Source organism: Flaviflexus salsibiostraticola, assembly GCF_003952265.1.
GTDB classification, from domain to species: domain Bacteria; phylum Actinomycetota; class Actinomycetes; order Actinomycetales; family Actinomycetaceae; genus Flaviflexus; species Flaviflexus salsibiostraticola.
In genome coordinates this window covers 121,878-147,475 of sequence record NZ_CP034438.1, presented here as the reverse complement: position 1 = coordinate 147,475, position 25,598 = coordinate 121,878, and the positions used below count along the sequence as shown (strand labels likewise).

Annotated in this window: 22 protein-coding genes and 2 tRNA genes; 8 read left to right on the top strand and 16 right to left on the bottom strand. The window is 65.8% G+C overall.

Going from position 1 to position 25,598, the window contains the following annotated elements; all coding sequences use genetic code 11:
* Positions 1 to 99: 99 nt before the first annotated feature.
* The 6 genes from EJO69_RS00735 to EJO69_RS00710 form a co-directional block, all read right to left on the bottom strand.
* Positions 100 to 1,002: a TIGR01777 family oxidoreductase gene (locus tag EJO69_RS00735; protein ID WP_126037889.1), complete on the bottom strand. Its 903-nt coding sequence runs from the start codon at positions 1,000 to 1,002 to the stop codon at positions 100 to 102.
* Positions 999 to 1,487, bottom strand: a complete 489-nt coding sequence (gene def / locus EJO69_RS00730) for a peptide deformylase (protein WP_126037886.1) — start codon at positions 1,485 to 1,487, stop codon at positions 999 to 1,001. The genes EJO69_RS00735 and def overlap by 4 nt, the downstream gene beginning before the upstream one ends.
* A 106-nt stretch (positions 1,488 to 1,593) precedes the next feature.
* Positions 1,594 to 2,706, bottom strand: coding sequence for an IS1249 family transposase (locus EJO69_RS00725; protein ID WP_126037883.1), 1,113 nt, complete (start codon positions 2,704 to 2,706; stop codon positions 1,594 to 1,596).
* Positions 2,707 to 2,973: 267 nt separating this feature from the next.
* Positions 2,974 to 3,048, bottom strand: a tRNA-Asn gene (locus EJO69_RS00720).
* A gap of 82 nt (positions 3,049 to 3,130) precedes the next feature.
* Positions 3,131 to 3,592, bottom strand: coding sequence for a hypothetical protein (locus tag EJO69_RS00715; protein ID WP_126037880.1), 462 nt, complete (start codon positions 3,590 to 3,592; stop codon positions 3,131 to 3,133).
* On the bottom strand, positions 3,582 to 3,800 hold the full coding sequence (locus EJO69_RS00710; protein WP_126037877.1) for a hypothetical protein: 219 nt from the start codon (positions 3,798 to 3,800) through the stop codon (positions 3,582 to 3,584). Before EJO69_RS00710 ends, EJO69_RS00715 begins: the two co-directional genes overlap by 11 nt.
* A gap of 212 nt (positions 3,801 to 4,012) precedes the next feature.
* Between EJO69_RS00710 and EJO69_RS00705 the strand changes: the two genes are divergently transcribed.
* Positions 4,013 to 4,453 (top strand): OsmC family peroxiredoxin, encoded by a 441-nt coding sequence (locus tag EJO69_RS00705; protein ID WP_126037874.1) that lies wholly within the window; start codon positions 4,013 to 4,015, stop codon positions 4,451 to 4,453.
* A gap of 81 nt (positions 4,454 to 4,534) precedes the next feature.
* A complete protein-coding gene (locus EJO69_RS00700; protein ID WP_126037871.1) occupies positions 4,535 to 5,128 on the top strand; it encodes a class I SAM-dependent methyltransferase in 594 nt (197 codons plus the stop codon).
* Positions 5,129 to 5,225: 97 nt separating this feature from the next.
* Here EJO69_RS00700 and EJO69_RS00695 read toward each other — a convergent pair whose 3' ends face one another.
* Positions 5,226 to 7,424 carry an MMPL family transporter gene (locus tag EJO69_RS00695; RefSeq protein ID WP_211331456.1) on the bottom strand — a complete coding sequence of 733 codons (2,199 nt, stop codon included), beginning with the start codon at positions 7,422 to 7,424 and terminating at the stop codon, positions 5,226 to 5,228.
* A gap of 245 nt (positions 7,425 to 7,669) precedes the next feature.
* Here EJO69_RS00695 and EJO69_RS00690 point away from each other — a divergent pair, with 245 nt between their 5' ends.
* Together EJO69_RS00690 and EJO69_RS00685 are read left to right on the top strand one after the other, a co-directional pair.
* Positions 7,670 to 8,575, top strand: coding sequence for an ABC transporter ATP-binding protein (locus EJO69_RS00690; RefSeq protein WP_126037865.1), 906 nt, complete (start codon positions 7,670 to 7,672; stop codon positions 8,573 to 8,575).
* Positions 8,572 to 10,194: an ABC transporter permease gene (locus EJO69_RS00685; RefSeq protein ID WP_126037862.1), complete on the top strand. Its 1,623-nt coding sequence runs from the start codon at positions 8,572 to 8,574 to the stop codon at positions 10,192 to 10,194. The genes EJO69_RS00690 and EJO69_RS00685 overlap by 4 nt, the downstream gene beginning before the upstream one ends.
* 65 nt (positions 10,195 to 10,259) lie before the next feature.
* Here EJO69_RS00685 and EJO69_RS00680 read toward each other — a convergent pair whose 3' ends face one another.
* The 3 genes from EJO69_RS00680 to EJO69_RS00670 form a co-directional block, all read right to left on the bottom strand.
* Positions 10,260 to 11,009, bottom strand: a complete 750-nt coding sequence (locus EJO69_RS00680) for a succinate dehydrogenase/fumarate reductase iron-sulfur subunit (RefSeq protein ID WP_126037859.1) — start codon at positions 11,007 to 11,009, stop codon at positions 10,260 to 10,262.
* Complete coding sequence (locus EJO69_RS00675) at positions 11,006 to 12,961, bottom strand: fumarate reductase/succinate dehydrogenase flavoprotein subunit (RefSeq protein WP_126042242.1); 1,956 nt, start codon at positions 12,959 to 12,961, stop codon at positions 11,006 to 11,008. The genes EJO69_RS00680 and EJO69_RS00675 overlap by 4 nt, the downstream gene beginning before the upstream one ends.
* 83 nt (positions 12,962 to 13,044) lie before the next feature.
* Positions 13,045 to 13,875 (bottom strand): succinate dehydrogenase cytochrome b subunit, encoded by an 831-nt coding sequence (locus tag EJO69_RS00670; RefSeq protein ID WP_211331455.1) that lies wholly within the window; start codon positions 13,873 to 13,875, stop codon positions 13,045 to 13,047.
* A 205-nt stretch (positions 13,876 to 14,080) separates the two neighbouring features.
* Here EJO69_RS00670 and EJO69_RS00665 point away from each other — a divergent pair.
* Positions 14,081 to 14,157 (top strand) — tRNA-Ile (locus tag EJO69_RS00665).
* Positions 14,158 to 14,160: 3 nt separating this feature from the next.
* Here the strand turns inward: EJO69_RS00665 and EJO69_RS00660 are convergent.
* Entirely contained in the window at positions 14,161 to 14,937 is a 777-nt protein-coding gene (locus tag EJO69_RS00660; protein WP_126037856.1) for a hypothetical protein, read from the bottom strand.
* Between the two features lie 169 nt (positions 14,938 to 15,106).
* On the opposite strand from EJO69_RS00660, the gene EJO69_RS00655 reads away from it, so the two are divergent.
* Entirely contained in the window at positions 15,107 to 16,417 is a 1,311-nt protein-coding gene (locus EJO69_RS00655) for an ISL3 family transposase (RefSeq protein ID WP_126037853.1), read from the top strand.
* 71 nt (positions 16,418 to 16,488) lie between these two features.
* A complete protein-coding gene (locus tag EJO69_RS00650) occupies positions 16,489 to 17,415 on the top strand; it encodes a Sir2 family NAD-dependent protein deacetylase (RefSeq protein ID WP_126037850.1) in 927 nt (308 codons plus the stop codon).
* Between the two features lie 99 nt (positions 17,416 to 17,514).
* On the opposite strand, the gene dnaG is transcribed toward EJO69_RS00650, so the two are convergent.
* From dnaG to EJO69_RS00625, 5 genes are all read right to left on the bottom strand, one after another.
* The gene (dnaG, locus tag EJO69_RS00645) at positions 17,515 to 19,407 is read right to left on the bottom strand and encodes a DNA primase (RefSeq protein WP_126037848.1); all 1,893 of its coding nucleotides are present in this window, start codon (positions 19,405 to 19,407) and stop codon (positions 17,515 to 17,517) included.
* The gene (locus tag EJO69_RS00640; RefSeq protein ID WP_126037845.1) at positions 19,404 to 20,594 is read right to left on the bottom strand and encodes a deoxyguanosinetriphosphate triphosphohydrolase; all 1,191 of its coding nucleotides are present in this window, start codon (positions 20,592 to 20,594) and stop codon (positions 19,404 to 19,406) included. Before EJO69_RS00640 ends, dnaG begins: the two co-directional genes overlap by 4 nt.
* Positions 20,595 to 20,716: 122 nt before the next feature.
* Positions 20,717 to 21,874 carry a tRNA dihydrouridine synthase DusB gene (gene dusB / locus EJO69_RS00635; RefSeq protein ID WP_126037842.1) on the bottom strand — a complete coding sequence of 386 codons (1,158 nt, stop codon included), beginning with the start codon at positions 21,872 to 21,874 and terminating at the stop codon, positions 20,717 to 20,719.
* Positions 21,867 to 23,000, bottom strand: coding sequence for a YibE/F family protein (locus EJO69_RS00630; protein ID WP_126037839.1), 1,134 nt, complete (start codon positions 22,998 to 23,000; stop codon positions 21,867 to 21,869). Before EJO69_RS00630 ends, dusB begins: the two co-directional genes overlap by 8 nt.
* Entirely contained in the window at positions 23,000 to 24,385 is a 1,386-nt protein-coding gene (locus EJO69_RS00625) for a glycine--tRNA ligase (protein ID WP_126037836.1), read from the bottom strand. Before EJO69_RS00625 ends, EJO69_RS00630 begins: the two co-directional genes overlap by 1 nt.
* A gap of 145 nt (positions 24,386 to 24,530) precedes the next feature.
* Here EJO69_RS00625 and EJO69_RS00620 point away from each other — a divergent pair, with 145 nt between their 5' ends.
* A complete protein-coding gene (locus EJO69_RS00620; protein ID WP_211331454.1) occupies positions 24,531 to 25,583 on the top strand; it encodes a metal ABC transporter substrate-binding protein in 1,053 nt (350 codons plus the stop codon).
* Positions 25,584 to 25,598 lie beyond the last annotated feature (15 nt).

Sequence of the window (25,598 nt, the reverse complement as noted above, 5' to 3'; positions counted from 1 at the left end):
CCTCCTTAGGTGAGATTCCCCGTCACACCCGATCGGTCCCGATGTGAACAACTGTGCCACAGTTCGGTGCTCCGCGCCACACGCGGCCACGATGCCTGGTCAGGAGCGCGGCAGCGCCTGTGCGAAGATCTCCTCCGCGGTGCGTGCCGTGAACTCGAACCCGGTCGACTCGAGTCTTGCCGGGTAGGCGTTCTGCGAGGCGAGTGCCGCCTGCTCGGCGAAGTCACCGAGGGCGAGCTTCATTGCGAAGCGAGGGACAGTGAGGAAGGCCGGTCGATTGACGTGCCTCGCGAGCAGCCTGTTCCATTCCCGGTTCGTCACGGGGTGCGGCCCCGTGAGGTTGACCGGGCCGTCGACGCTGTTCCTGATGACATGGAGGGTTGCGCGGACGTGATCCGCCAGCGAGATTGTCGACATGTACTGACTGCCGTCACCGAGCTTTGCGCCCAGTCCGAGCCGGTAGGCGTGCTTGAGAAGGCCGAGCATGCCGCCCGATCCGTCCATGACCAGCCCCGTCCGCAGCGCAGAGTGGCGGATCCCGAGATCCACGGCCCGCTCGCCGGCCTCCTCCCAGGCGACACAGACTCGTGCGAGGAAATCATCGCCCGGTCCGGACGCTTCGGTCAGCAGCTCATCGCCCCGGTCGGCGCCGTAGTAGCCGACGGCGGAGCCGGTGATGAAGTGCGTCGGCCGTTCGTCCTCCGGTAGACGCTCGAACGCGTCCGTGAACGTGCGCACCGAGGTGATCCGCGACCGCAGGAGCGTCTCCTTATAGGAGGCTGTCCACGGCTTCGAGAAGAGGCCCGCCCCGTTGAGACAGACGACGGCATCCGCTCCCGCCAGCTCTCGGTGGTCGATGTCGCCCCTTGCGGGATCGAAGACGATGTCTCCGGGCTCCGGCTTCGAGCGGACAATCCTGACGACCGCCATGCCGTCCTCGCGGGCGGCGTCGACGAGTGCGGTTCCGATGAAGCCGGATGCTCCGGAGATGAGGACTCTCATAGGTCTCGTATCGCTCTCAGTGCCTTCTTGCGAGCCGCTCGGTCGAGGCGGTCGATGTAGAGGTGACCATCGAGATGGTCCACCTCGTGCTGAATGAGACGAGCCGTGATCTCCTCGCCCTCGAGGACGACCTCGTTGCCGTCCAGATCAATGCCGACCGCCTTCGCGTACCACGAGCGCTTCGTCGGGAAGAAGTGGCCGGGAATCGACAGGCAGCCCTCCTCATCGTCCTGGTACTCGTCCTCGGACAGGTCGACGATCGTCGGGTTGAGGATGTAGCCGATTCCCTTATCCTCGAGATTCCACGAGAACGCTCGAAGGGAGACGCCGATCTGGTTGGCGGCAAGTCCCGCCCGACCCTCTTCATCGACGGTTTCAAGGAGATCCTCGACCAGCGAGACGACCTGGGGTGTGATGACGGTGATCTCGTCGCAGACGGTGCGCAGGACGGGATCGCCGATCACTCGAATTTCACGGTTAGCCATAGCGATCATTATTCCACAGCAGGTCGCTCGAGCCGGGCGAACGACAGTGGGCGGTCCTGAGGCTTATAGGACATAACGTGTTGCTGGTGGGGTTGGAGGTTCGGGGTCAGTAGTCCTGTTGGAAGGGGCTGCTGTGGTGGAGGTCGGTCCAGTTGACGGCAGTGCCCCACCGGTTGATCTCGTGTTGGGCATGGGCTCGGTGATCTGCGGCGGTGAACAGCGCAGTGATCTGCTGATCGGTTGGCGTGGCGGTAAGGATCTGCGCTGGCGTCAAGGGATATTCGGTGCGTGCGTACAGCCACCAGCACACGGACTTGATCTGGTGGGTCAGTCCCATTCCGCGGTGGTGGCGCAGCAGGTCACGGATACGACTGTTGAGCCCTTCGATCCGATTCGTCGTCGCGGGCACATCCAGGCCCGCGAGGTCCTCGCGCAGGTAGGTGAACAGGGTGCCACGCCGGGCGAGAGTGTTCAGCGAGTTCTTCGCTCGCACGAGCCGGTCATGGGTGTTGACATAGCTGCCGTCGGGCAGACGCGTCTTCTGCGCGAGGAAGCCCTTCCACCGGGCGTTCCACGCCGTGAGCTCGACCAGCCAGGCCAGGGATTCCTCGCGGGTGCGGATCGCCAACAGGCCCCTGGCGAGCTCATAGAGCTCCACTCCGGCCTGGGTACGCGGCCGGCTGGTGGTGTAGCGCTTGACCACGCTGAACGCGTGGAACGTGCAGCGCTGAACGTGGGTGGTGGGCCACTGCTGGGCAAGGGCCGAGACAATGCCGCTGCCCCCGTCGCACACGACCACATCAGGGGCGGCAATCCGGGAGAACAGTGCCGCCCACGCGTCCGTGCGCTCGGTGCGGGCCACGTACCAGCCCACTACGTGCGTGGGCGTGCACGCGATCAGGATCGCGGCCCGCCGGTGCAGATAGATCGCGTCCACGAACACGACCGGGTGAACCTCGTCCACCAGTGGCGATAACGGCCACAGGCTCCAGAACGGGGCGAATCGTCGTCGGGCCTGCCGTCCACCTCCGGGCAGGTCGAGGTAGGTGCCCGTGCCGGTGACAAACCTCAAGAACGCAGCGAAATCACGGGCCCGCGTGTCGAGTCGTCTTGTGCCTGTGGCCGAGCAGGCCTTGCATCGGAAACGTTGTCGGCCTGAGGCGGTTTTGCCGTGACGGATCATGACCCGGCCGCACAAGCCGCATGAAGGATTGCCCATCCCTCAATTCAAACCGACTCCGACACCGACCTTTCCGCATCACACCAGGCAAAAATGGGTCTTCCAGCAACACGAAATGTCCAACCAAGAACTCAGGCCAAACCGACTCCGAGCACCGAAAACCGCGCCACCACAACGAAAAACCCGGATCCCAGCAACACGAAATGTCCTATAAGCCGGTCCTGACGCGACACCATCCGATCAGGCCCTCGCGAGGGACCGCGCTGAGGAACGTGAAAGGCCTCGAACCGATCGGTCCGAGGCCAGTGGCTCCCGCAGTTGGATTCGAACCAACAACCCTTCGATTAACAGTCGAATGCTCTGCCGTTGAGCTATGCGGGATTGCAACACAGTGACTTTAGCAAGTCCGCTCGAGCACTTTCAAACTCGATCCGATCTTTTCCAGAAACTGTGCGGAAGGGCACTAGCCGATCGGCATTCCGACCGCTTCGCGCACCGAGGTCTCGAGCTCGAGGACGATTCTCTCCAGCTCGGCTCGATCGACTGCATCGACGTTGAAGCCAAGGGACTGCGTGAACATCGTGCCATCGGGGTTCCGCCTGACGAAGACCCTCACCCATCCGGCTTCGCCGACGGCTGCGGTCTCCTGGTAGACGATCGATGATTCGATCCGGTCGGAGAGCACCAATCCAATGCTCAGATCCGACTCCGTCGGGAACTGCAGGTGGAGATCCTCGACATCGTCGGCGATCGCCTGAGCGGTGAAGAGACCCTCCTCCCCCTCCCAGGTGCCGGAGGCGTAGTTGACCCACGCCCACTCCTTCACCTTCGTGTCGCCATCGAGAATCCACCCGAAACTCTTCGTCACGACGAGCGAATGGCCATTCCCCAATGTGCCCTGCCAGAGGGTGCGCTCACGCTTCATAGTCCACCATCTCCACAATCGCCGTTGAGGGGCTCTCGGGAGCACCCTCGTCATCCGACACCCAGCCCTTGACGGTCCGTCCCGCGAAGAAGGCGAGGACGAGCATGACAAGGCCAGCGAGGGCGAAGAGGAGGAACTGCTTCCGCTGCCTCCGGATGGCCTCCTGCTCATTGAAAGGCTTCGGCACCTTGTTGTCGTCGTCCGTCACTGGTTCTCCTCGGCTCGGCGTGCGACCTCAGTCTACTGGCCGCATCCTCGATCGCCGACGACGCTATCAGACTTCGGACGCCCACCCTGAACCCGACGAACCGGCTCCACGCGGCCTGGTAGAAGCCTGACCTGGCCCCTCGCAGCCGTTGACCCCTGCCCGGGGTCACCGAAGAATGGGAGGCCCACACGATCAGATCAAAGGAGCACTCCATGGCTATCGCATCTCGCACAGCAACAACCCGGTGGGAGGGGGATCTCCCCTCCGGCCGAGGCACGCTGGGAAAGACCAGTTCTGGCGTTCTCGACGACCAGGTGGTGACCTGGGGATCGCGCACGAGGGCACCCGAGGGCAAGTCCAGCCCCGAGGAGCTCATCGCGGCCGCCCACTCCTCCTGTTTCGCCATGGCGTTCACCAACCGCGTGAGCGAGGACGGTGTCACGCCCTCGAGCGTCGAGGTGACCGCCGAGGTGACGCTCGACGAGGTCGGTGGCGAGCCCACGATCGTCTCCTCGGCGATCTCCCTGCGGGCCCGGATCGAGGGAATCGATGAGGACGCCTTCCGGGCGGCGGTCGACGATGCGGCCGCCGGCTGTCCAGTGTCGCGGCTCCTCGCAGCCGCCGACATCACAGTCGACGCCGAGCTCGTCTGACGGTCACGCGCGGCGCCGGGCCGCCTGTGCCCGACGTCGCAAACTCGACAATCCGCACGTGCAGAGCCGATACTGAGGCATATGAGCACCCCCGAGACGAACGTCTGGACAGCCGTGACGGCCCGCAATCCCGACCACTCCGCGAACTACGCTGAGCGCTGGAGGAATCTGGAGCGGATGGGTCGCGACATCCACGGCGAGGCACGGCTCGTCGACGCCATGGTCGAACGGGGCGCTCGAATCCTCGACGCCGGGTGCGGGACTGGGCGCGTCGGCGGGTACCTTGCACGCCGCGGACATCAGGTCGTCGGCGTCGACCTTGACCCCTACCTCATCGACGTCGCCCGCACCGACCATCCGCTCGCCCAGTGGCACGTCGGCAACCTCGCCGAGTTCACGCTGGATGGTGCCGAATTCGATCACATCGTCTCTGCCGGAAACGTCATGACGTTCCTCGCGGGAAGCGAGAGAATCCCCGCCCTGCGCAGGCTCGGCGAGCACCTCGCGCCCGGGGGCAGGATGACCATCGGATTCGGAGCGGGACGCGGGTACGAATTCGCGCAGTTCGAGGACGATCTGGCCGAGGCTGGCCTTGCCATGCAATCGAGGTTCTCGAGCTGGCAGCTCGACCCGCCGTCAGAGGACTTCCTCATCGCCGTCATCATCGCCCGCTGACCTGCGGGTACGGCGACATTTCCATGCATGAGTTGACCCGAGCCTCGGCTCGGGTCAACTCATGTGGCCACTCTCTGACCGGGCCTGTGCGTGCTTATCAGGAGCCGATCGCTGCCGGCTCTTCACTGTCCTCCGGCTGAACCATCCTGTCCTGCCAGGGCCACCACACACGGTTGCCGATGTCGTGGACAAGTCCCGGAATGAGGAGGGTGCGGACCACGAAGGTGTCAATGAGGATGCCGAGGGCAACGATGATGGCGAGCTGGATCATGAAGAGCAGCGGGATCACCATGAGGGCGGCGAACGTCGCGGCGAGGACGATGCCGGCCGACGTGATGACACCGCCCGTCACCGCCACGCCCTTGATGACGCCGCGGCGCGTGCCATGCCGGAGCGCCTCCTCCCGCGTCCTCGTCATGAGGAAGATCGTGTAGTCGATGGACAGCGCCACGAGGAAGATGAAGGCATAGAGCGGCACGGATGAGTCCGAACCCGGCCAGCCCAGGACGTGATTGAAGAGGATTGCCGCGAGTCCCATCGTCGCGCCGAAGGAGAGCACGTTGGCGGCCAGCACAAGCAGCGGCGCCGTAATCGACCGAAGCAGGACCATGAGCATGAGTCCGACAACGAGAAGAGTGGCGGGAACGACCTTGATGAGGTCCGATGTCCCGGTCCGCTGAGTGTCGAGACGTGTCGCCGCATCGCCCCCCACGAAGGCATCCATTCCGTCCACGGCATCCCGAATGTCGCCGACTGTCTCCTGTGCCGCCAGATCCTCGGACGGTGCGGCGGTGGTGGCGGCGATGAGGACCTGACCATCGCGCACAATGGGACCCTCGTCGTTCGTCGTCACCTCGGCCGAGATGACGCCATCGACTCCCTGCACGGCGGTGACGACCTCGTCGGCCCCGTCCTCGGGTGCCAGGATGTTGACGGGCTGGGCACCGGCCGTCTGCGGGAAGATCTCGTAGAGGGTCTCGAGTCCGGCCTCTGCCTCGGTCTCGCCGACGATCGTGTCCGCAACCGACAGGCCCTTCGCCTCAAAGGTCGGGACGAAGGCGACGAAGGCGAGAAGGACGACCGACGTCGAGACCCACACCCGGCGATCATTCCGAGCGACGAACCGGGCCGAACGCGCCCACCAGCCGCTGTCGACGCTCTTCTCATACGTGTCACCGCTGCTGGGGCTGCCGACCTTGGCGGGCCAGAAGATCGACCGGGCTCGCCTGCCCGGCAGCAGGAGAAGCGCTGGGAGGAGAGTCATGGCAGCGAGCACACAGAAAATGATGCCGATGACGGCGACGGGGCCGAGCGAGGTCGTTACGCGCAGATCGGAGAGCAGGAGGCACAGGAGCCCGGCGGACACCGTCGCAGCCGAGGCGAACACCGGTTCCCATGTCGCCGCGATCGCCTTCTTCATCGCGTCAAATGGGGACTCGTTGAGTCCGAGCTCCTCGCGGTACCGGGCGATGATGAGGAGGCAGTAGTCGGTCGTCGCGCCGATGACGAGGATCGAGAGGATGCCCTGCGTCTGGGCGGACAGCAGGACCACCTCAGCCTTGGCGAGGTAATAGACGACGAGTCCGGCGCCGCTCAGCGCGAAGATCGCTGTCAACAGGACGACGATCGGCAGGACGAAGGAGCGGTAGACGATGATGAGGATGATGAAGACGAGGACAACCGCGACGAGCAGGAGGAACAGGTCGATGCCGTCGAATGCGTTTCCGAGGTCGGCGACAAGCGCGCCGGGGCCGGTCGTCGACGTCTCAAGATTGCCGAGATCGTCAACCGCCTCGGCAGCGTAGGCCCTGATCGCCTCGATCGTTGTCGACTGGATCTGCTCACCGGACTCGTCGAAGTCTTTGAGCTGCGCGGCGTCCAGCGCGATCGGCCACATGCCGGCCGAGCCATTCTCCGCAGGCACAAAGGCAGACATCGGGCTGTCGAGATAGTCGCCGAGCACCGTCCCGTCCGCCATCGGCGCCTGCGCGATACTCTGCGCCCGGGCGTTGAGTCCGACAATCTGCTCTTGGGTGAGCGGAGAGCCATCGGCCGTTTCGAACACGACGAAGACCGGCAGAGACTGCGAATCGCTGAACTCCCCGACCCTCTCCGCGACGAGTGTCGATTCAGCCGACTCCGGCAGATAAAGCGCTTGATCGTTCTCCTGCACCGAGGACAGCTGGCCCTGGGCCTGGCCGCCGACTGCGCCGACGGCGAGCCAGATGAGAAGGATGATGATGCGCGCAATTGTGGACCTGGTCCGCTTCACGATGCCGCCTTTCGATGTGCTCACGTCAAGCTTAGTCCCACTGATCTGGGACCTTTGTCGAGGAGCCACGAGGGCGTCGGTTGATCGTCGAAACCTGTCACCTTCACCGGTGCCGGACATCGTTCGCCAGCCTGCCTGCTCGGAGCAAGTCTCACCTCGGATGGCCCCGGGCGGCATTCTGCACCGGAGCCGAGTCCGCGGGAGCCGTCGACGCGTAGAATAGGCCCATCGGGTGGGCCCGGGCTCACCGTCGGAAGTGAGGAGCCGCAATGGGCGAGCCTGCAGTCTCTGTATCCAATCTGGTCCGAACGTTCGGTACCACCCGTGCCCTCGACGGGCTGTCGCTCGAGGTTCAGCCGGGCGAGGTGAAAGGTTTCCTCGGGCCGAACGGCTCCGGCAAGTCGACAACGATCCGCATTCTCCTCGGACTCCTCCGACACGATGAGGGCGAGGTGCGCGTGCTCGGCATGGACCCCTGGGCGGATTCCGTCGCGATCCATCGACGCATTGCCTACGTGGCGGGCGAGACCGCGCTGTGGCCGAGCCTGACAGGCGGCGAGGCCATCGACATTCTCACCCGTCATCACCGCTCCCCCGCCCAGAGGAGGCGCAGGGAGGAGCTGATCGAGCGGTTCGAGCTGGACCCGACCAAGAAGACCCGAGCGTATTCAAAGGGCAATCGCCAGAAGGTGGCACTCGTGGCAGCACTTGCCTCGGATGCGGAACTGCTTCTCCTCGATGAGCCGACGGCTGGCCTGGACCCCCTCATGGAGGCGATCTTCATGGATGAGATCCGGAGCCTGACGAGCCAGGGACGAACCGTCCTCCTCTCGAGCCATATCCTCGCCGAGGTCGAGAAGCTGTGTGATTCGGTCACGATCATTCGCGCGGGCCGGGACGTCCAGAGCGGACCACTCGAGGAGCTCCGCCACCTCACCCGCTCCACCGTCCGGGCAACGGTCGGCCGCGACGCGTCCGGCCTCTCCGCCATCCCCGAGATCCATAATCTGCGCATCGACGGAAGCAGAGTCTCGTTCGACATCGATGACCACGCCGTCGCCTCGATCCTCTCAACGCTCGCCGAGCTCGAGGTTGTCAACGTCCGTATCAGCCCGCCATCGCTGGAGGAGATGTTTCTTCGCCACTATGGCGACATCATCGAGGACGACCAATGAGTGCGCGGACCGCCGACACGACGTCCGACCTGACCGGCCTCGGCTTCATCCTCCGGTTCTATCTGCGCCTCGACAGAACGCGGATCATCATCTGGACGCTCTCGTTCTTCGCGATCATCTACCTGTCGGTCATCGCCCTCGTCGAGTCGTACCCGACTCAGGCGGCGCTGGATGCGCGAGCGAGCCTCATGACGAACCCGGCCGCGATCATGATGACCGGCCCAGCCTTCTCACTCGACAACTACACCTTCGGGGCGATGCTGTCGAACGAGCTCTCGCTGTGGACCTTCATCCCCGCAGCGATCATGAGCATCCTCCTTGTCGTCCGCCACACGCGCCAGGAGGAGGAGACCGGCCGAGCCGAGGTCCTCCGCTCCCTGCCGGTCGGCCGACACGCTCCGCTCACCGCCGCGCTTCTCGCCGTCGCCGTCGCCAATCTCGCAGTCGGCTCGGCGACAGCGCTCGCGCTCGCAACATCGGGCCAGCCGATCGCCGACTCCCTCGCCTTCGGAACCGCCACCGGCCTGACCGGCCTCGTCTTCGCAGCGATCGCCCTCCTCACGGCCCAGCTGACCGAGCACAGCAGGTCGGCCACGGGCATGGCTCTCGGCGCCCTCGGAATCGCCGCCGTCATCCGCGGCATCGGCGACGTGATCGAACCGCAGGGCTCCTGGCTGTCGTGGTTCTCCCCGATCGCCTGGGCTCAGCAGATGAAGCTGTTCGTCGACCTGCGCTGGTGGCCGATGCTCCTCTCGGCAGCGCTGATCGCACTCCTCGTCGTCGCCGCCGCAGCGCTCAGCCAGCGCCGCGACCTCGGCGCGGGCGTCTTCCACTCGAGGCCGGGACCGGCCACTGCTGCTCGACCCCTTCTCACGCCGCTTGGGCTGGCCAGCCGGATGCAGTCCGGCATGTTCATGGCATGGACCATCGGGCTGTCGCTCTTTGCCGTCGCCTTCGGCAGCCTTGCAACGGAACTCGATTCCTTCCTCGAGGACAACCCGGACATCTCCCAGTGGGTGCCGATCTCCGCCGATGACCTCACGCTGTCGTTCGCGTCCGTCATCCTCATGTATCTCGCCCTCGGGCCCGTCATCCTCATCGTCTCGACAATCCTCCAGATGGTCGGCGAGGAGCGCCTCGGCCGCGTCGATGGCATGCTCGCGACCGGGGCCTCCCGGTCAACCCTCCTCGGAGCGTGGTCGGCGGTCGCTGCCGTCTGGTCGGCAGCGGCGACGGTCATCCTCGGATTCGGAGCGGGCCTCGGCCTCGCCGTGGCCTCGGGCGATATGTCGTGGATCATGCGCATGTTCACGGCATCCGCCGCGTTCCTGCCCGCCGTCGCGGTATCCGGGGTCCTCGCTATCGCCCTGTACGGCCTCAGTCCCCGCCTGTCGCCTGTCGCGTGGGTGTTCATCGCCTTCGTCACGCTCGAGGCGTTCCTCGGGGACCTTCTCAAGCTTCCCCAGTGGCTGCGGAACCTCTCGCCCCTCAACCAAACCCCGCTCGTCCCGTTCGAGGATGTCCAGGCCCAGCCGCTGCTCATTATGGCTGGGATCGCTGCAGCGCTCCTTGCCCTCGGCTTCGTCGCGTTCAGGCGCCGCGACCTCGCCGTCATGTGACGAGACAAGGCCCTCAGCTTGACACCACACGATCAAGCTGAGGGCCTTGCGACTGTGGGACTCCGTCAGGAGTCGCGGCCGAGGACGCCCCTCCTCAACCGTTCCCGGTTGACCCAGGACACCGCGACGAGGGGGATGCCCGCGGGGCAGACCTCCGCGCACTCGCCGTGAAGCGAGCACGGCCCGAAGATCCGGTCCGCCTCTTCGACCATCGCCGCAGCGCGGGATCCACGCTCGGCGGCGGGGATGGGCAGCTTCGCCAGGTGTGCGAGCTTCGCCCCGAGGAAGAGATTCGCCGAGCCGTTCGGGCAGGCGGCCACGCACGCCCCGCATCCGATGCAGGCGGCGAAGTCGAGCGCCTCCTCCGCCTCGCTGTAGGTGATGCGATCCTGGTCCGCCTCCGGCGCGGTGCCCGCGGCGACCTGGACGTGCCCGCCCGCCTGCATGATCTCCGTCAAGCCCGCCCGTTCGACCATGAGGTCGCCGATGACCGGGTAGGCACCGGAACGGAACGGTTCGATCGTCACTGTCGAGCCATCGGCGAAGGAGCTGAGTCGCTGGTGGCAGGCGGGGGTGCGTTTGATCGGCCCATGGGGCCGGCCGTTGACGACGATGCCGCAGGCACCGCAGATACCCTCGCGGCAGTCGGACTCGAAGACGACCGGTTCCCCGCCCTCGAGTGCGATGTCGTGGTTCATCTTGTCGAGCAGCTCGAGGACAGACATCGACGGCTCCAGGCCCTCGACGCTGTGCGTCTCAAAGCGGCCGGCGCCCGTCGGTGTCGCCTGGCGCCATACGCGAACTGTCAGCCTCATCGGTAATCCCTCACTACGAGTGGCACCGCGTCGAAGTTGAGCGGCTCCACGTGTCGGATGAATGCGGGCGTGCCCTCCCACGAATCTGTCCCCCAGGCGAGGATGGCGGCCCATGTCGAGTCATCGCGCTTGGCCTCGCCGGTCTCCGAGCGATACTCCTCTCGGAAGTGCGCGCCGCAGGACTCTTCGCGCTCGAGTGCGTCAACGCACATGAGCTCGGCGAGCTCGAGGTAGTCCTCGACGCGTCCGGCGTACTCGAGCTCCTGATTGACCCGGTCGACGGGGCCGGCGATGTGGAGGTCGCGATAGAAGTCCGCACGGATCGCCCGGATCTTCGCGATGGCCTCCATCAGCCCCTTCTTTGTGCGTGCCACCCCGCACCCCGCATACAGCACCTCACCGAGGTCTCGGTGGAAGTCACGCGGCGGGCGGGTGCCCCCGATGGCGAGGAGCCGATCGAACCGCGCGTACGAATCCTCCATGGCCTGGGTCACGGCGGGATCGTCGGTGCTGACGAGCTCCTGGCCGAGCTTGTCGGCCAGGTAGTTCGGCACCGTATACGGGATGGTGAAGAAACCGTCGACACAGGCGGAGAGGAGCGAGTTCGCACCGAGACGGTTGGCGCCGTGGTAGCTGAACCCTGCCTCGCCGGCGACGAAGAGTCCCGGGATCGACGTCTGCAGCTGGTAATCGGCCCACAGCCCGCCCATCGTGAAGTGCGCGCCGGGCGCAATCCTCATGGGCACCGTGTATGGGTCCTCCCCCGTCGCGTCGGTATACATGTGGAAGAGGTTTCCGTACCGGGCGGCGATCTCCTTCTTCCCGAGCCGTGCGATCGCGTCTCGGAAGTCGAGGTAGACGGAGTTCTTGAGCGGACCCACGCCGTGTCCGCTGTCGATCTGCTCCTTCGCGGCGCGGGAGGCGACATCCCGCGGGGTGAGGTTGCCGAACGCCGGATACTTGCGCTCGAGGTAGTAGTCGCGATCCTCTTCGGGGATGTCGTTCGCCGGGCGGGCGTCGGCTGGATCCTTGGGGACCCAGATGCGGCCGTCGTTGCGCAGCGACTCGCTCATGAGGATCGTCTTCGACTGCCACTCCGACGAGATCGGCAGCGCAGTGGGGTGGAACTGGATGAAGGACGGCATCGCCATATGTGCCCCGCGCCTGTGGGCGCGCCACGACGCGGAGGCATTGGAGTTCTTCGCGAGCGTCGATCGGAAGTAGATGTTGCCATAGCCGCCGGTCGCGAGGACGACGGCGTGTGCCATGAGGGGCTTGAGCTCACCGGTCAGCAGGCTACGGACAACGACGCCGCAGGCCCTGCCATCCTTGACGATGAGGTCCACCATTTCGTGGCGCACGTACTGCTTCACCCGTCCTGCCCGCACCTGGCGCGCAAGATCCGAGGCGGCGGCGACCTGCAGCTGCTGACCCGTCTGTCCACGGGTGTAGTAGGTGCGCGACACCTGCACGCCGCCGAAGGACCGCGTGTTGAGAGAGCCGCCGTATTCGCGGGCGAACGGAGCACCGATCGCATTCATGTGGTCGATGACCCGAGCGGATTCCTCCGCGAGCCGGAACGCCTCGGACTCGCGGCCGCGGAAGTCGCCGCCCTTGACGGTGTCGGTGACGAAGCGGGAGATCGAGTCGTTGTCGACCTTCTTCGCCCGTGCGGCGTTGATGCCGCCCTGGGCCGCGACCGAATGGGCGCGGCGAGGAGTGTCATGGTACGTCACGGACGTGACGTCGTAGCCGAGCTCGGCGAGCGTCGCGGCGGCACCGGCGCCTGCCAGGCCCGTGCCGACGACGATGACGGAGAACTTTCGGCGGTTGAGAGGCGAGACGATGCGGTACCCGTCCTTCGCCCGCTGCCACGCGGTGTCGCGGGGGCCATCGGGCTCAGCCGGGTCGAGCACGGTGCCGGGGCGGACTCCGGCCTTCTTCGCGGTGATGGGTGGAATGGTCGAGGGCGTGGCGGCGCGAGCCTCTGATGGCTGCACGTCCTTCGCACCCCAAGGCGCTGACTTGAAGATCTTCACGCGAGCACTCCCAACTGGACGGCGACGGGGATCGACAGGTTGACAGCGGCGACGACGACACCGAGGGAGTAGCCGACGGCCTTCCAGATCGGCCTGATCCGGCCGCCGGTGATCCCAAGGTCGGTGGCGATGAGCCAGAGACCGTGGATGAGATGCGCGGCGAGTGCGAGCATCGAGAACACATAGACGCCGGCGAAGAGCGGCCGCTGGAAGGACGCGATGAGGTTCTCGTACGCGAAGGACTCCGTCGCCGTCGGGCTGAGGAAGCTTCCGTTGATGTGGCCCGTCGTCAGGTCGAGGATGTGGATGATGATGAAGACGAGGAGCACGAGGCCGGTTGTGAGCATGAGGCGGGAGATGATGGAACCCGCCCTCATCATCGGCGACCGTCGAGCACCGCGCTGTTTCGCGCCGCGGTACCGGATGAGGAGCGTGGCCCAGATGTGGAGGATGATCGCGCCCGCCATGACGAAGCGGACGATCCACAGGAGCGACATCTCCGGGAGCAGCGGGTACCCGACGACGCGCAGCCAGTGAGCATACGAGTTGAAGGCGTCAGCACCGGCGAAGACCTTGAGGTTGCCGACCATGTGGATGGTGACGAAGAGTGCGAGTAGGGTTCCGGTGACGGCCGCGGTTGCGTTGAGCACCCAGTTGGCGGGCCTCACCCGCTTCTGTCGCAGCCGTGGACCATGCTCAGCGGGAAGCGGCGCCTGTGCCGTCGCAACTCGACCGCGCTCGAGGACCGCCTGGTCGACGTTGGTCATGTGCCCGGCACGCGGGAGACGGCGCGGAGGCGAGCTCAATTCCTGGGAATCAATAGACATAATCCCTCCTTGGGTTCACCTTGAGTCTATGAAGGGCAAAGGCGGGATAGGCGGGACCTAGGGACGCCGCTGACCAACCGGGCACGCAGAACGGACCCAGGAGAACGGTATTTCACGGCGCCTGCACAGCCGCTCACTGTGCGTGATTCGCCCGCGTGCGCGCATTTCGCCCACATCCAGACGGTCTATTAGACTTAACAGGCTGGCCCCTATAGCTCAGTCGGTTAGAGCAGTGGACTCATAATCCATAGGTCACAGGTTCGAGTCCTGTTGGGGGCACCACGGTCAGCCGCGTTCGGCAGTATGCGGTCTCGGATGCGTCAGCCGGTCGCGCTCCTCCAGCTGTTCGAAGAGGAAGTAGAGGGCGAGCACCATGACGATTGACTGCCCCGCCAGCTCACCCGTCGACTCGATGACGGTGAGAGCGAAGTAGGCCCGTCCCTCCCAGCCGACAGCACCCGGCGCTATGCCGAATTCTTCGAGGAACACCGCCGTCATGTCGACAACCACGGCGAAGAACACGAGGATCGCAAGTCCGACGACGATCAGCTTCGCCTGACTTCTGGCCCGCTCGCCCGAATATCGCCAAGCCAGCACGAGCAGGAGGAGTGCCGGGATTCCCAGGACCGCCCACGCTATGAGCTCCCCGATGTCTTCCGCTCGAACCCCGAATGCGGGCTGGATGCCGAGGACGTCGATGAAGGTCTCCCTCATCGTCTCGTGCAGACGCAGATAGTCGTCGAGGAAGATGAGGAGCATGGTCTGGCCGAGGACGATGTGAGTCCATGCATCCTTCAGCTTGACGCCCAGATAAAGGAGAGCGCCATGGGCGATGAGGGACTGGACGTATCCGACCATCTCCGAGATGCTCTGGTCCGCATCGGAATTGAATCGCCAATGACGCAGCTGCGGAAACAACCCGTGCGTGTAATAGAGGCGGTGCATGACATCGACCGCGATCAGCGCAAGGAGAAGGAACAGACAGAGCGCGGCAATCGCCCACCAAGCCCGAGCCCTGCCCGGGCCCAGCTCCCTCCGTGCGCGCGCGACCATGCCTTTCATCCCCCGATCCTAGGGGGTGAGCACTGCCCGCACCGTGGTTTGCGGCTCTTCCGGATTGAGGGTGTAGTGAAGTATCCGACAGGGGTAGGTGTGTCGTAAGGGTTTGAAGAAGGCCTCGTGGTGAGAATGGGAATTGTCTAGAAACCGATTCCTCACCACAAGGCCTTCGATGCTCAAGCCTACCTTCACTGCCCCTGACCTCACGACTTTCACCGGACTCGACGGACTTGGCCTACGTGCTGTTGGCCAGTCGCTGACACCGGATCGCGCGATCATCTCCTGCACCGTGACCGAGCCGGATGACTGGTGCCACCGCTGCGGATGCCCAGGGATTCCCCGCGACACCCTCGTGCGCCGACTTGCCCACCAGCCGTTGGGCTGGCGGCCGACCACTCTGCACGTGCGCGTGCGCCGCTACAGGTGCACAGAATGCGGTCACGTGTGGCGACAGGATATGAGCACTGCAGCCGAACCCCGCGCGAAACTCTCCCGCACAGGACTGCGCTGGGCACTCGAAGGAATCGTGTGCCAGCACCTGACCGTGGCTCGTGTCGCTGAGAGTCTCGCCGTGTCCTGGGATACCGCGAACACAGCAGTGATCGCCGAGGGACGGCGTGTGCTCATCGCCAAGCCTGACCGGTTCGACGGGGTTCAGGTCATCGGTGTTGACGAGCACGTGTGGCGGCACACACGTAAGGGCGACAAGTACGTCACCGTCATCATCGACCTCACCCCAGCCCGGGACAAGACCGGGACGGCCCGACTGCTCGACATGGTCGAAGGCCGCTCCAAAGCCGTGTTCACGGCCTGGCTTCAGGCCAGGCCCCAAGCCTGGCGGGACAACGTGGAAGTCGTGGCGATGGACGGATTCACCGGATTCAAGACCGCAGCAGAGACCGAACTGCCCGACGCGATCGAGGTCATGGATCCCTTCCACGTCACCCAGCTCTCCGGGGACGCCCTGGACCGGACCCGCCAGCGCATCCAGCAGGAGACTACCGGGCACCGCGGCCGTTCCGGTGACCCGCTCTACGGCATCCGCCGAACCCTGCACACCGGAGACAACCTGCTCACGGACAAACAGCGGACCAGGCTCATGGTCGCCTTCACCGATGAGCGCCACGCCGAAGTCGAAGCGACCTGGTGCGTCTACCAAGAGGTCATAGCAGCCTACCGGCATCCCGACCCGGCCGAGGGCAAACGCATCATGACAAGGCTCATCGCCAACATCAGCAAAGGGGTGCCGAAGGCACTCCGTGAGGTCATCACGCTCGGACGCACGCTCAAACGCCGTGCCGGCGACATCCTGGCGTACTTCGACCACCCGGGAACGTCGAACGGTCCGACCGAGGCCATCAACGGCAGGCTCGAGCACCTCCGCGGTTCCGCCCTCGGATTCCGCAACCTCGCCAACTACGTCGCCCGCAGCCTGCTGGAAGCAGGCGGATTCAGACCCCAACTACACCCTGAAATCGGATGAGCCGGTTTTGCGACGTCGACGTGTCGCGACGGTCACCCGGCGGCACCCGAAGGATCGACTAAAGTTGCCCCATGGCCAATTCGATCGAGGACTACTTCCCCAGCGGGAAGGCGCCCCAGAATCTGCGCATCAGAAACATCCAGGCTCCACCCGCCGACGCGGCCCGTCCCGACCCCGACGACCTCGCCGCAGCCATGGAGCCCGCCGTGGAGATCCTCTCCGGCCGCAGCATCGCCGCCATCACCGGCGCCGGCGTCTCAACCGACTCGGGCCTACCCGACTACCGTTCGCCGGGCTCCCCGCCCCGCAACCCCATGACCATCCAGCAGTTCATGGCGAGCGAGTCCTACCGCGCCCATTACTGGGCTCGCAACCACATCGGCTGGTCCCGTCCCGTCCAGGCCCTTCCCAACGCCGGTCACTACGCTCTGGCGCACCTCGAACATCGCGGGATCGTCACCGGTGTCATCACCCAGAATGTCGACATGCTCCACGCTGTCGCCGGCACTGAGCGGCTCGTCAACCTTCATGGTCGCGGGGATCGGGTCGTCTGCACGCAATGCGGCAGGTACATGGACCGAGCCGCGCTCCACGAGATCCTCACCGAGCTCAACCCCGGTTGGTCGGAGAAGCACGTCGAGGATGTCGAGGTGGCACCAGATGCGGACGCCGCGATCACCGACACCGCGGACTTCCGCGTCGCCGACTGCCCGAGGTGCGGCGGAATTCTGTCGACTGACGTGGTCTTCTTCGGCGGCAGAGTCGACCCCGCCAACGTCGTAGCGGCGCGCGAGATCGTCACCGATTCCGAGGCAGTGCTCGTCGCCGGGAGCTCCCTTTCCGTCGCCTCGGCGCTGCGCTTTGTCCGCGAGGCCGCGAAGACTCAGGTGCCCATCGTCATCATCAACAGGGGGCCCACCCGCGGCGACCAGTATGCCGCGGTGCACGTGTATGTCGGAACGTCCCGCGCGCTGCCCTATCTCGATCGATTCCTCTGATCTCTGGGGTATGCGCCGCTCCGACTCGGCGCATACCCCATGCCGGAGCTCCGGGGACGATGACCGAGCCCTGTCGATCGATCGTAGACCCGGCGCCGATCACGCCTCTTCGTAGGCGCGCTTCTGCTGTTCGAGCTGAATGAGCCGAGTGAAGAGGGCAACGTAGTCCTCGTCCTCCGGGTTCGTGCGCTGGAGCCTGCCCCGGATCTCACCGATCTGGCGTGTGACGCCGAGTCTGAGGAGGGACAGGATGATTCCGCGGGCATAGCCCCACATCCCCTCCGGGTCGGACTGGGGAAGAGGGGCGACCGCGATCTGGGAGATGGCGGCGGCAACCTCGGGTCCCGCCTGGGATGTGACCTCGTCGATGAACCAGGCGTTCGCCCGACCCTGGGGATCATCGATGCCGCGGGCGGCGAACTCCTCCGCCTTACGGGAATAGGCCGCAACTCCGCCAGCGGCCCGGATTGCATCGTGGATGGAGCGGTGGACCGGAACGACGTAGGTCTCGGCCGGCAGGTCATCGACGCCGGCGGCACCCGCATAGTTCGGCATCTGCAGGATGACCTCAAGGGACTCGCGCTCGATCCGCTCGATTGGATCCCGCAGCTGGCTGCGCGGGGCGAGCTGGGCGGGAGTCTGGCGGGCGTGGCCCTGGGGGCCTCCCGCGCCGCGCACATAGCTGCGAACCGTGTCCTCATCCATGCCCAGCCACCCGGCAAGCTGCCGCGTGTACTCGCCGCGCAGGACGCGGTCCCGGATACCGGCGACCATCGGCGCCGCGGCCCTGAGCCCCGCCACCCGCCCTTCAGCGGTCTCGAGCCGTGCTCCCGTGAGGACGGAGCGGATCGCGAAGGCGAACAGCGGCTCGCGTGTCTCGATGAGCCGGTGGATCGCCTCATCGCCATCCGCCAGCCACACATCGGCCGGATCTCGCCCATCTTTCGCAACCGCAATGAAGGTCTGGGCGGCGAAGGCCTGGTCCTCTTCGTAGGCGCGAAGGGCGGCCTTCTGGCCGGCTGCGTCGCCATCGAAGGTGAAGATGATCTCCCCGCCGATCGACTGCCCGCTCGAGAGCATGACGCCGGCCGAGGGAGAGGCGGAGTCGCCGATGAGGCGGCGGACGATCTTCGTGTGCTCGGTGCCGAAGGCGGTGCCGCAGGTGGCGACGGCGGTTTTGACGCCGGCGATGTGGGCGGCCATGACGTCCGTGTAGCCCTCGACGATGACCACCCGGCGCTCAGCCGCGATCTGCTTCTTCGCGAGGTCGAGACCGTACAGCACCTTCGACTTCTGGTACAGCTGCGTTTCGGGCGTATTGAGGTATTTGGGCTGACCCTCGCCGATGATACGGGCGCCGAAGCCGATCGTCTCGCCGGTGATCGAGCGGATCGGCCACATGAGCCGCCCTCGGAACCGGTCGTACATACCTCGGGTTCCCGAGGAGAACAGCCCGGTCGCGGCAAGCTCCTGCTCCGTGAACCCCTTGCCCCGGAGGTGGCGCAGCAGCTCATCCCACGAGTCCGGCGAATACCCCACCTCGAACGCGTCGATGGCGTCCTGGTCGAAGCCGCGGCCCGTGAGGAAGTCTTGGGCGCGAGCATTCTCCCGGAGGCGCTCACGGTAGAAGATGACGGCCTGAGTGTGGGCGTCGACGAGCCGGGAGCGGGTGATGCCCCTGTTCTCCCTCGGCCGCGCATCATCCCTCAGCTCGACGCCAACCTTCCGGGCGAGGAACTGGACCGCTTCGATGAAGGGGATGTGCTCGATCCTCTCGACGAACGAGAACACATCGCCACCCTCGCCGCAACCGAAGCAGTGCCACCGTCCGACGAGGGGTCGCACGTGGAAGGACGGGGTCTTCTCGTCGTGGAAGGGGCAGAGCCCCTTCATCGAGCCCGCACCAGCATGCCTGAGGGAGACGTAATCGCCGACGATCTCCTCGATGCGGACGAGCTCTCTGACCTTGTCGATGTCCTCCCGAGGGATCACAGCGAGCTCCTCAGCATCCCGCACAGGCGGGCATGCCACGCCATCGCCGACTGGTCGGTGAGGGCCGCGATCTGATCGATGATGCACCGCAGCTTCGCGGCGTCATCGCCCGAGCGGAGGTACGGCTCGAGGTACATCGCCTCCATCTCCGCGGGCCGGTCCCACAGGGCGTCGACGAGGTCGAAGAGCACCGACCGCTGTGAGAGGTACGTGGGCTCCAGCTCGCGCGGCGCCATGACGAAGGTGACCGCAATGCCCTTGAGGAGAAGGATCTCATCCGCGATCTCTTCAGGCACGATGATACCGCCGCGGTACCGCGCGGATTGCGGCGATGCCTCTGTCACGGCAGTGAGGAACCGCCCGATGAACTCCGAGGTGAGGTCCTTGAGGTGAGCGAGGTCAGCCTGTGAGCCGCTGTAGGACTGCGGGAACAGCGGCAGGAGTCGGTCGAAGGCGGCGCTGAGGCGGTCCGCGTCTCCCCCGTACCAGCCGACGGTCGCCTCGATGATCCGCTCATGCTCATCGGGGAGACGGTCGAGGACGACATGGCCTCGGACGACGGCATCCTCAACGTCGTGGACCGAATATCCGATGTCATCCGAGAGGTCCATGATCTGTGCCTCGGCACACAGGCCATCGGCGTCGAGCCGTGCCCATTCGAAGACGTCCACGTCGTCGTCGTAGTAGTTGAACTTTCTCTTCCCCGCGTCGGCGCCCCAGGGGTACTTGATCGTCGCGTCGACCGCGGCCCGCGTGAGGTTGAGCCCGGCGGGCCTGCCATCGGGCTGGAATCTCTTGGGCTCCAGGCGCGTGATGAGGCGCAGCGTCTGCGCATTGCCCTCGAAGCCGCCGATGGAGGCCGCGACCTCCGCGAGTGCCCGCTCGCCGTTGTGGCCGAAGGGCGGGTGCCCGAGATCATGGCAGAGACAGGCGGTTTCGACCAGGTCCTGGTCGGCGCCCACGTACTTCGCCAGCGAGCGGCCGATCTGGGCCACTTCGAGGGTGTGGGTGAGGCGGGTGCGGATGAAGTCGTTCGTGGCGGGTCCGAGCACCTGCGTCTTCGCGCCGAGGCGGCGCAGGCCGGAGGAGTGGAGGACACGGGCCCGGTCGCGCTCGAATGGCCCGCGGGCCTGGCTGTGGGCACCCTCTGGTGCCCACCGCTCGATGTCACTGCTTCCGTACTCCACCCCTAGAGCTTACCCCGACTGCGTTGGGCGACAGAGCATTGGCCCCGGGTGCAGCGGACCGCGGAGAAGGCGTTCGAACATGCCGGTGGGGACACGGGCGTTCGCGTTGAGAATCGGCCTGATCAGCCGCCGGAGATGTTGACCTCCGCGGCCTGGATCTTCAGCTGCTGGTCGGCGGAGAGCTGGCGGGAGTCGAGCCAGAATTCCGGCAGGTGCGGCTTCTTCTCTGTGCCGGCCCTCCCTCGGGGACCCTCGGCCGCGTCCGGGTAGTCCTGGTCGGGAATGTCGGCGAGGCGCTCGTCGAGTTCGTCGAGCGTGGCGACGAGCGCGAGTTCGCGGCGCCGTTCCCCACCTACGGAGAATCCACGCAGGTACCAGGTGATGTGCTTGCGCATCTCCCGCATGGCGCGCAGCTCATCCCCGAAATGCTCGATCGAGTACTCCGCATGCCGGTGGATGATGGCGGAGACCTCGCGGAAGCTCGGCCGCGCTCGGACGGTCGAGCCGTGGGAATCTGCGACGAGATCGGTGAAGATCCACGGCCTGCCCTGGCAGCCGCGGCCGACGACGATGCCGGCGCAGCCCGTGTGCTCTCTCATCGCCCTCGCATCATCGGCGCTGAAAAGGTCGCCGTTGCCGAGCACGGGGATGTCGAGGTCCTCGACGAGGAGGGCGATCGTGTCCCAGTCGGCTCTGCCCGCGTAGTGCTGGGCCATCGTCCGGCCGTGGAGCGACATTGCCGCAACCCCTGCGTCCTGGGCGATCCGCCCGGCGTCGCGATAGGTGATGTGGTCGGCGTCGATGCCGACACGCGTCTTGACGGTGATCGGAATTCCGCCCGCGTTGTCGACGGCGGCTTCGACGATCGCCGTGAAGAGGTCGAGCTTCCACGGGAGCGCCGCTCCCCCGCCGCGCCGGGTCACCTTCGGGACCGGGCATCCGAAGTTGAGGTCGATGTGATCGGCGCGGTCCTCGTCGACGAGCATCCGCACCGCCGCGCCGACGGTCTTCGGCTCGACGCCGTAGAGCTGGATCGAGCGGATCGGGTCACCGGGATCGGGCTCGATCATCCGCATCGTCTCCGGATGGCGCTCGACGAGCGCACGCGTTGTCACCATCTCGCAGACGTACAGCCCGGAGATCCCCTCGTAGCCCGCCTGGCGGGCACCGAGTTCGCCCGCCTCCCGGCAGAGCCTGCGGAACGGCGGGTTGGTGACGCCGGCCATGGGGGCCAGGACGACGTCGGTGACGGTCAGAGGACCGATGGTCAGTTCAGGCACGTGCCAGCCTCGCTGCGATTCCGGTGGTCAGGGGTATGGCGAGGACGAGACCGATCGACGCGACGAGTGTGCGAACGATCTCCTCCGCGATTTCGCCGGTCGCCAGTGTATCGAGAAATGTCCGGTCGATGACAGCGGCTGACATGAGCAGGGGCAGCGCTGTGCCGACGTAGGCGAAGGCCAGCGTGTAGATCGTTGAGGCGATGTGGTCCCTGCCCACGACCATGCCCTGCCGGTAGAGCTGCGCAGCAGTGGATGCCGGGTTCGCCGCCCTCAGCTCCCACACGGTCGACACCTGCGTGATCGTGACGTCGTTGAGCGCGCCGAGGCCGGCGAGGATCATCCCGCAGATGAGGATCTGGTCGAGCTGGATTCCGTATCCGGTGAGCGAGAGCGCCGAGTCGGACAGGGTGCCGGTGAGGTTCGTCCGATCCGAGGCGATGACCGCGAGCAGTCCCGTGACGAGGAGGCCACCGGCCGTGCCGAGAATCGCCGTCGTCGTCCGGATCGAGATGCCGTGCGCGAGGTAGATGGAGGCGAACATCATCGCCCCCGCCCCGACGAGGACGACGAGGAGCGGGTTCTGACCCGCGAGCAGCGCCGGGAGCATGAAGAGGACGACGATCGCGAGCGACAGTGCGAGACCCGCGACCGCCGCCAGGCCCTTGCCGCGCGCGACGAGGGCGACGACGAGAATGTAGGCGCCGATGAGGAGCCAGAGCGGCACGTCCCGCTCGAAGTCCCAGAAGATGTAGGGCGTGCCCGTGCCGATCGCGGCCGGCGTGAACATCGCCTCGATCCGGTCCCCCACGTCGAGGCCGTTGGCGACGATCTCTGCCGGGACGTGGACGGGCACCTCCATATCCGCCCCCGTGAGCGACATCCTCACCTCGGTCGACCCGACCTCGTCGGTCTCGCCGATCTGGGTGATGACGCCGGTCTCGAGCGTGACGGACTCCGCCGTGACCGGCACGGAGCCGGCTGGGCTCTCGCCCGGCCAGAGGACGACGAGCCCGAGGAGGGTTGCCAGAGCGAGCGGGACGACGATGGCGGCCTGCCAGATGGCAGCCCGCCTCGCCGCACCCGGCTCAAGGGCATTCTCCCCGGGCCCGGTCCTCCGATGCACTAGCGGGGAATCCGCTCGTTCAGGTAGGAGGAGACCTGGGACAGGTTGACGCGCTCCTGCTTCATCGTGTCGCGGTCGCGGATCGTCACCGCCTGGTCCTCGATCGAGTCGAAGTCGTACGTCACGCAGTAGGGCGTGCCGATCTCGTCCTGGCGACGGTAGCGGCGGCCGACCGCGCCGGCGTCGTCGTACTCGATGTTGAAGGACTGGCGAAGCTCCTTCGCGAGCTCCTTCGCCGGGCCGGTGAGCTCGGCCTTGCGGGACAGCGGCAGCACGGCCGCCTTGACCGGTGCGAGGCGCGGGTCGAGGCGGAGCACGGTGCGGGTGTCGACGCCGCCCTTCGTGTTCGGTGCCTCGTCCTCCTCGTAGGCCTCGACGAGGAAGGTCATGAGCGAGCGGGTGAGACCGGCCGAGGGCTCGATGACGTAGGGCGTGTAGCGCTCGCCAGTCTGCTGGTCGAAGTATTCGAGCTTCTTGCCGGAGTGCTTCGTATGGGTGCCGAGGTCGAAGTCGGTGCGGTTGGCGATGCCCTCGAGCTCGCCCCAGTCCCCACCCTGGAAGCCGAACCGGTACTCGATGTCGACGGTGCGCTTCGCGTAGTGTGAGAGCTTCTCCTTCGGGTGCTCGAAGTGGCGCAGGTTCTCGCGCGAGATGCCGAGGTCGACGTACCAGTCGGTGCGGGCCTGGAGCCAGTGCTCGTGCCACTCCTCATCGGTGCCGGGCTTGACGAAGAACTCCAGCTCCATCTGCTCGAACTCGCGGGTTCGGAAGATGAAGTTGCCGGGAGTGATCTCGTTGCGGAAGGACTTGCCGATCTGGGCGATGCCGAACGGCGGCTTCTGCCGGGCCGAGGTCATGACGTTGTTGAAGTTGACGAAGATGCCCTGGGCGGTCTCCGGGCGCAGGTAGTGCAGGCCGGACTCATCCTCGACGGGGCCGAGGTAGGTCTTGAGCATCATGTTGAAGTCGCGCGGCTCGGTCCACTGGCCGCGGGTGCCACAGCTCGGGCAGGGAAGGTCCTCGACGGGCACGGACTCGTAGTCGTCGATGCCCTTCTTGTGCGCGTACTCCTCCTGCATCTGATCAAGCCGGAAGCGCTTGTGGCAGGAGAGGCATTCGGTCAGCGGATCGGAGAAGGCCGCCAGGTGGCCCGAGGCGACCCAGACGTCGCGGGGCAGGATGATCGAGGAGTCGAGGCCGACGACGTCATCACGGCCCTGGACGATGCTGCGCCACCACTGGCGCTTGATGTTCTCTTTGAGCTCGACGCCGAGCGGCCCGTAATCCCACGCCGATCGCGTGCCGCCGTAGATCTCACCCGACGGGTAGACGAAGCCGCGCCGCTTGGCGAGGGAGATGACGCTGTCCAGTTTCGAAGTAGCCATGGGAACCTTTCTTCATTCCGTACCTGGATGGCACGGAGGCAACAACTCAAGTATCCCCGAAGTGCGCTGGAAACCAACATCGACCGTGGCGAGCGTCGCACTCCTGAGATTGACAATCATTCTCACTAGATCGAGAATGATTCTCATGAAGAGAACTGCCCTCGCCGGACTTCTCGGCGCCTCCGCTCTGGTCATCTCCGCCTGCTCCGCCGATACCGACACGGACTCAGACGCACTCAGCATCGTGACCTCGACGTACCCGCTGGAATACGTCGCGGCCGAGGTCGGCGGCGACCTGGTCTCCGTCAGATCACTCACTCCCCCAGGATCCGACGACCATTCCCTCGAGCTCTCGCCGCGCCAGGTCACCGACCTCGAGCGCGTCGATCTCGTCGTCACCCTCTCCGGCTACCAGAACGCGATGGATGACGCTCTGGCCGCGACCAGCCCCACTCACGTGGTCGACGCGGCCGACCACGTTGACCTCAGGGAGCCGCAGGAGCTGACGGGGGCACCGGCAGCAGACGCGAACGTCGAGGACGACCACGCGCACGAAGACGAGACCCACGTCGAGGATGACCACGCGCACGAAGACGAGACCCACGTCGACGATGACCACGCGCACGAAGACGAGACTCACGTCGAGGACGACCACGCGGACGATCACGGTCACAGCCACGACGGCCCGGATCCGCACTTCTGGCTGGACCCCGCCCGCATGGCCCTGCTCGCCCACCCCATCGCCGATGAGCTCGCATCCATCGACCCCGAGCATGCCGACGTCTTCCGCGCCAACGCCGATGATCTCGTCGGCCGCATGGAGCAGCTGGATACGGACTTCAGCGACGGACTCGCCCAGTGCGAGAGCTCGACGTTTGTCGTCTCGCACTCCGCCTTCACCTACCTCGCAGGCGCGTACGACCTCGACCAGCAGGCTATCGCCGGCACCGAGATCGATACCGAGCCCTCTCCGAAGCGCGTGGCCGAGGTGACCGCCCTCGTCGAGGACGCGGGCGTCGACGTCATCTTCACGACGTCCCAGGCGGAGCGCAGCCTCGTCCAGGCACTTGCCGACGAGGCCGGTGTACGGGTCGATGTGCTCGATGCGGTGGCGACTCAGGTGGATGACGACGTCGATTACGATGGTGTCATGCGAACCAATCTCGCGAAGCTTCGCGACGCCCTGGGCTGCCGGTGACCGCCGTACGACTCC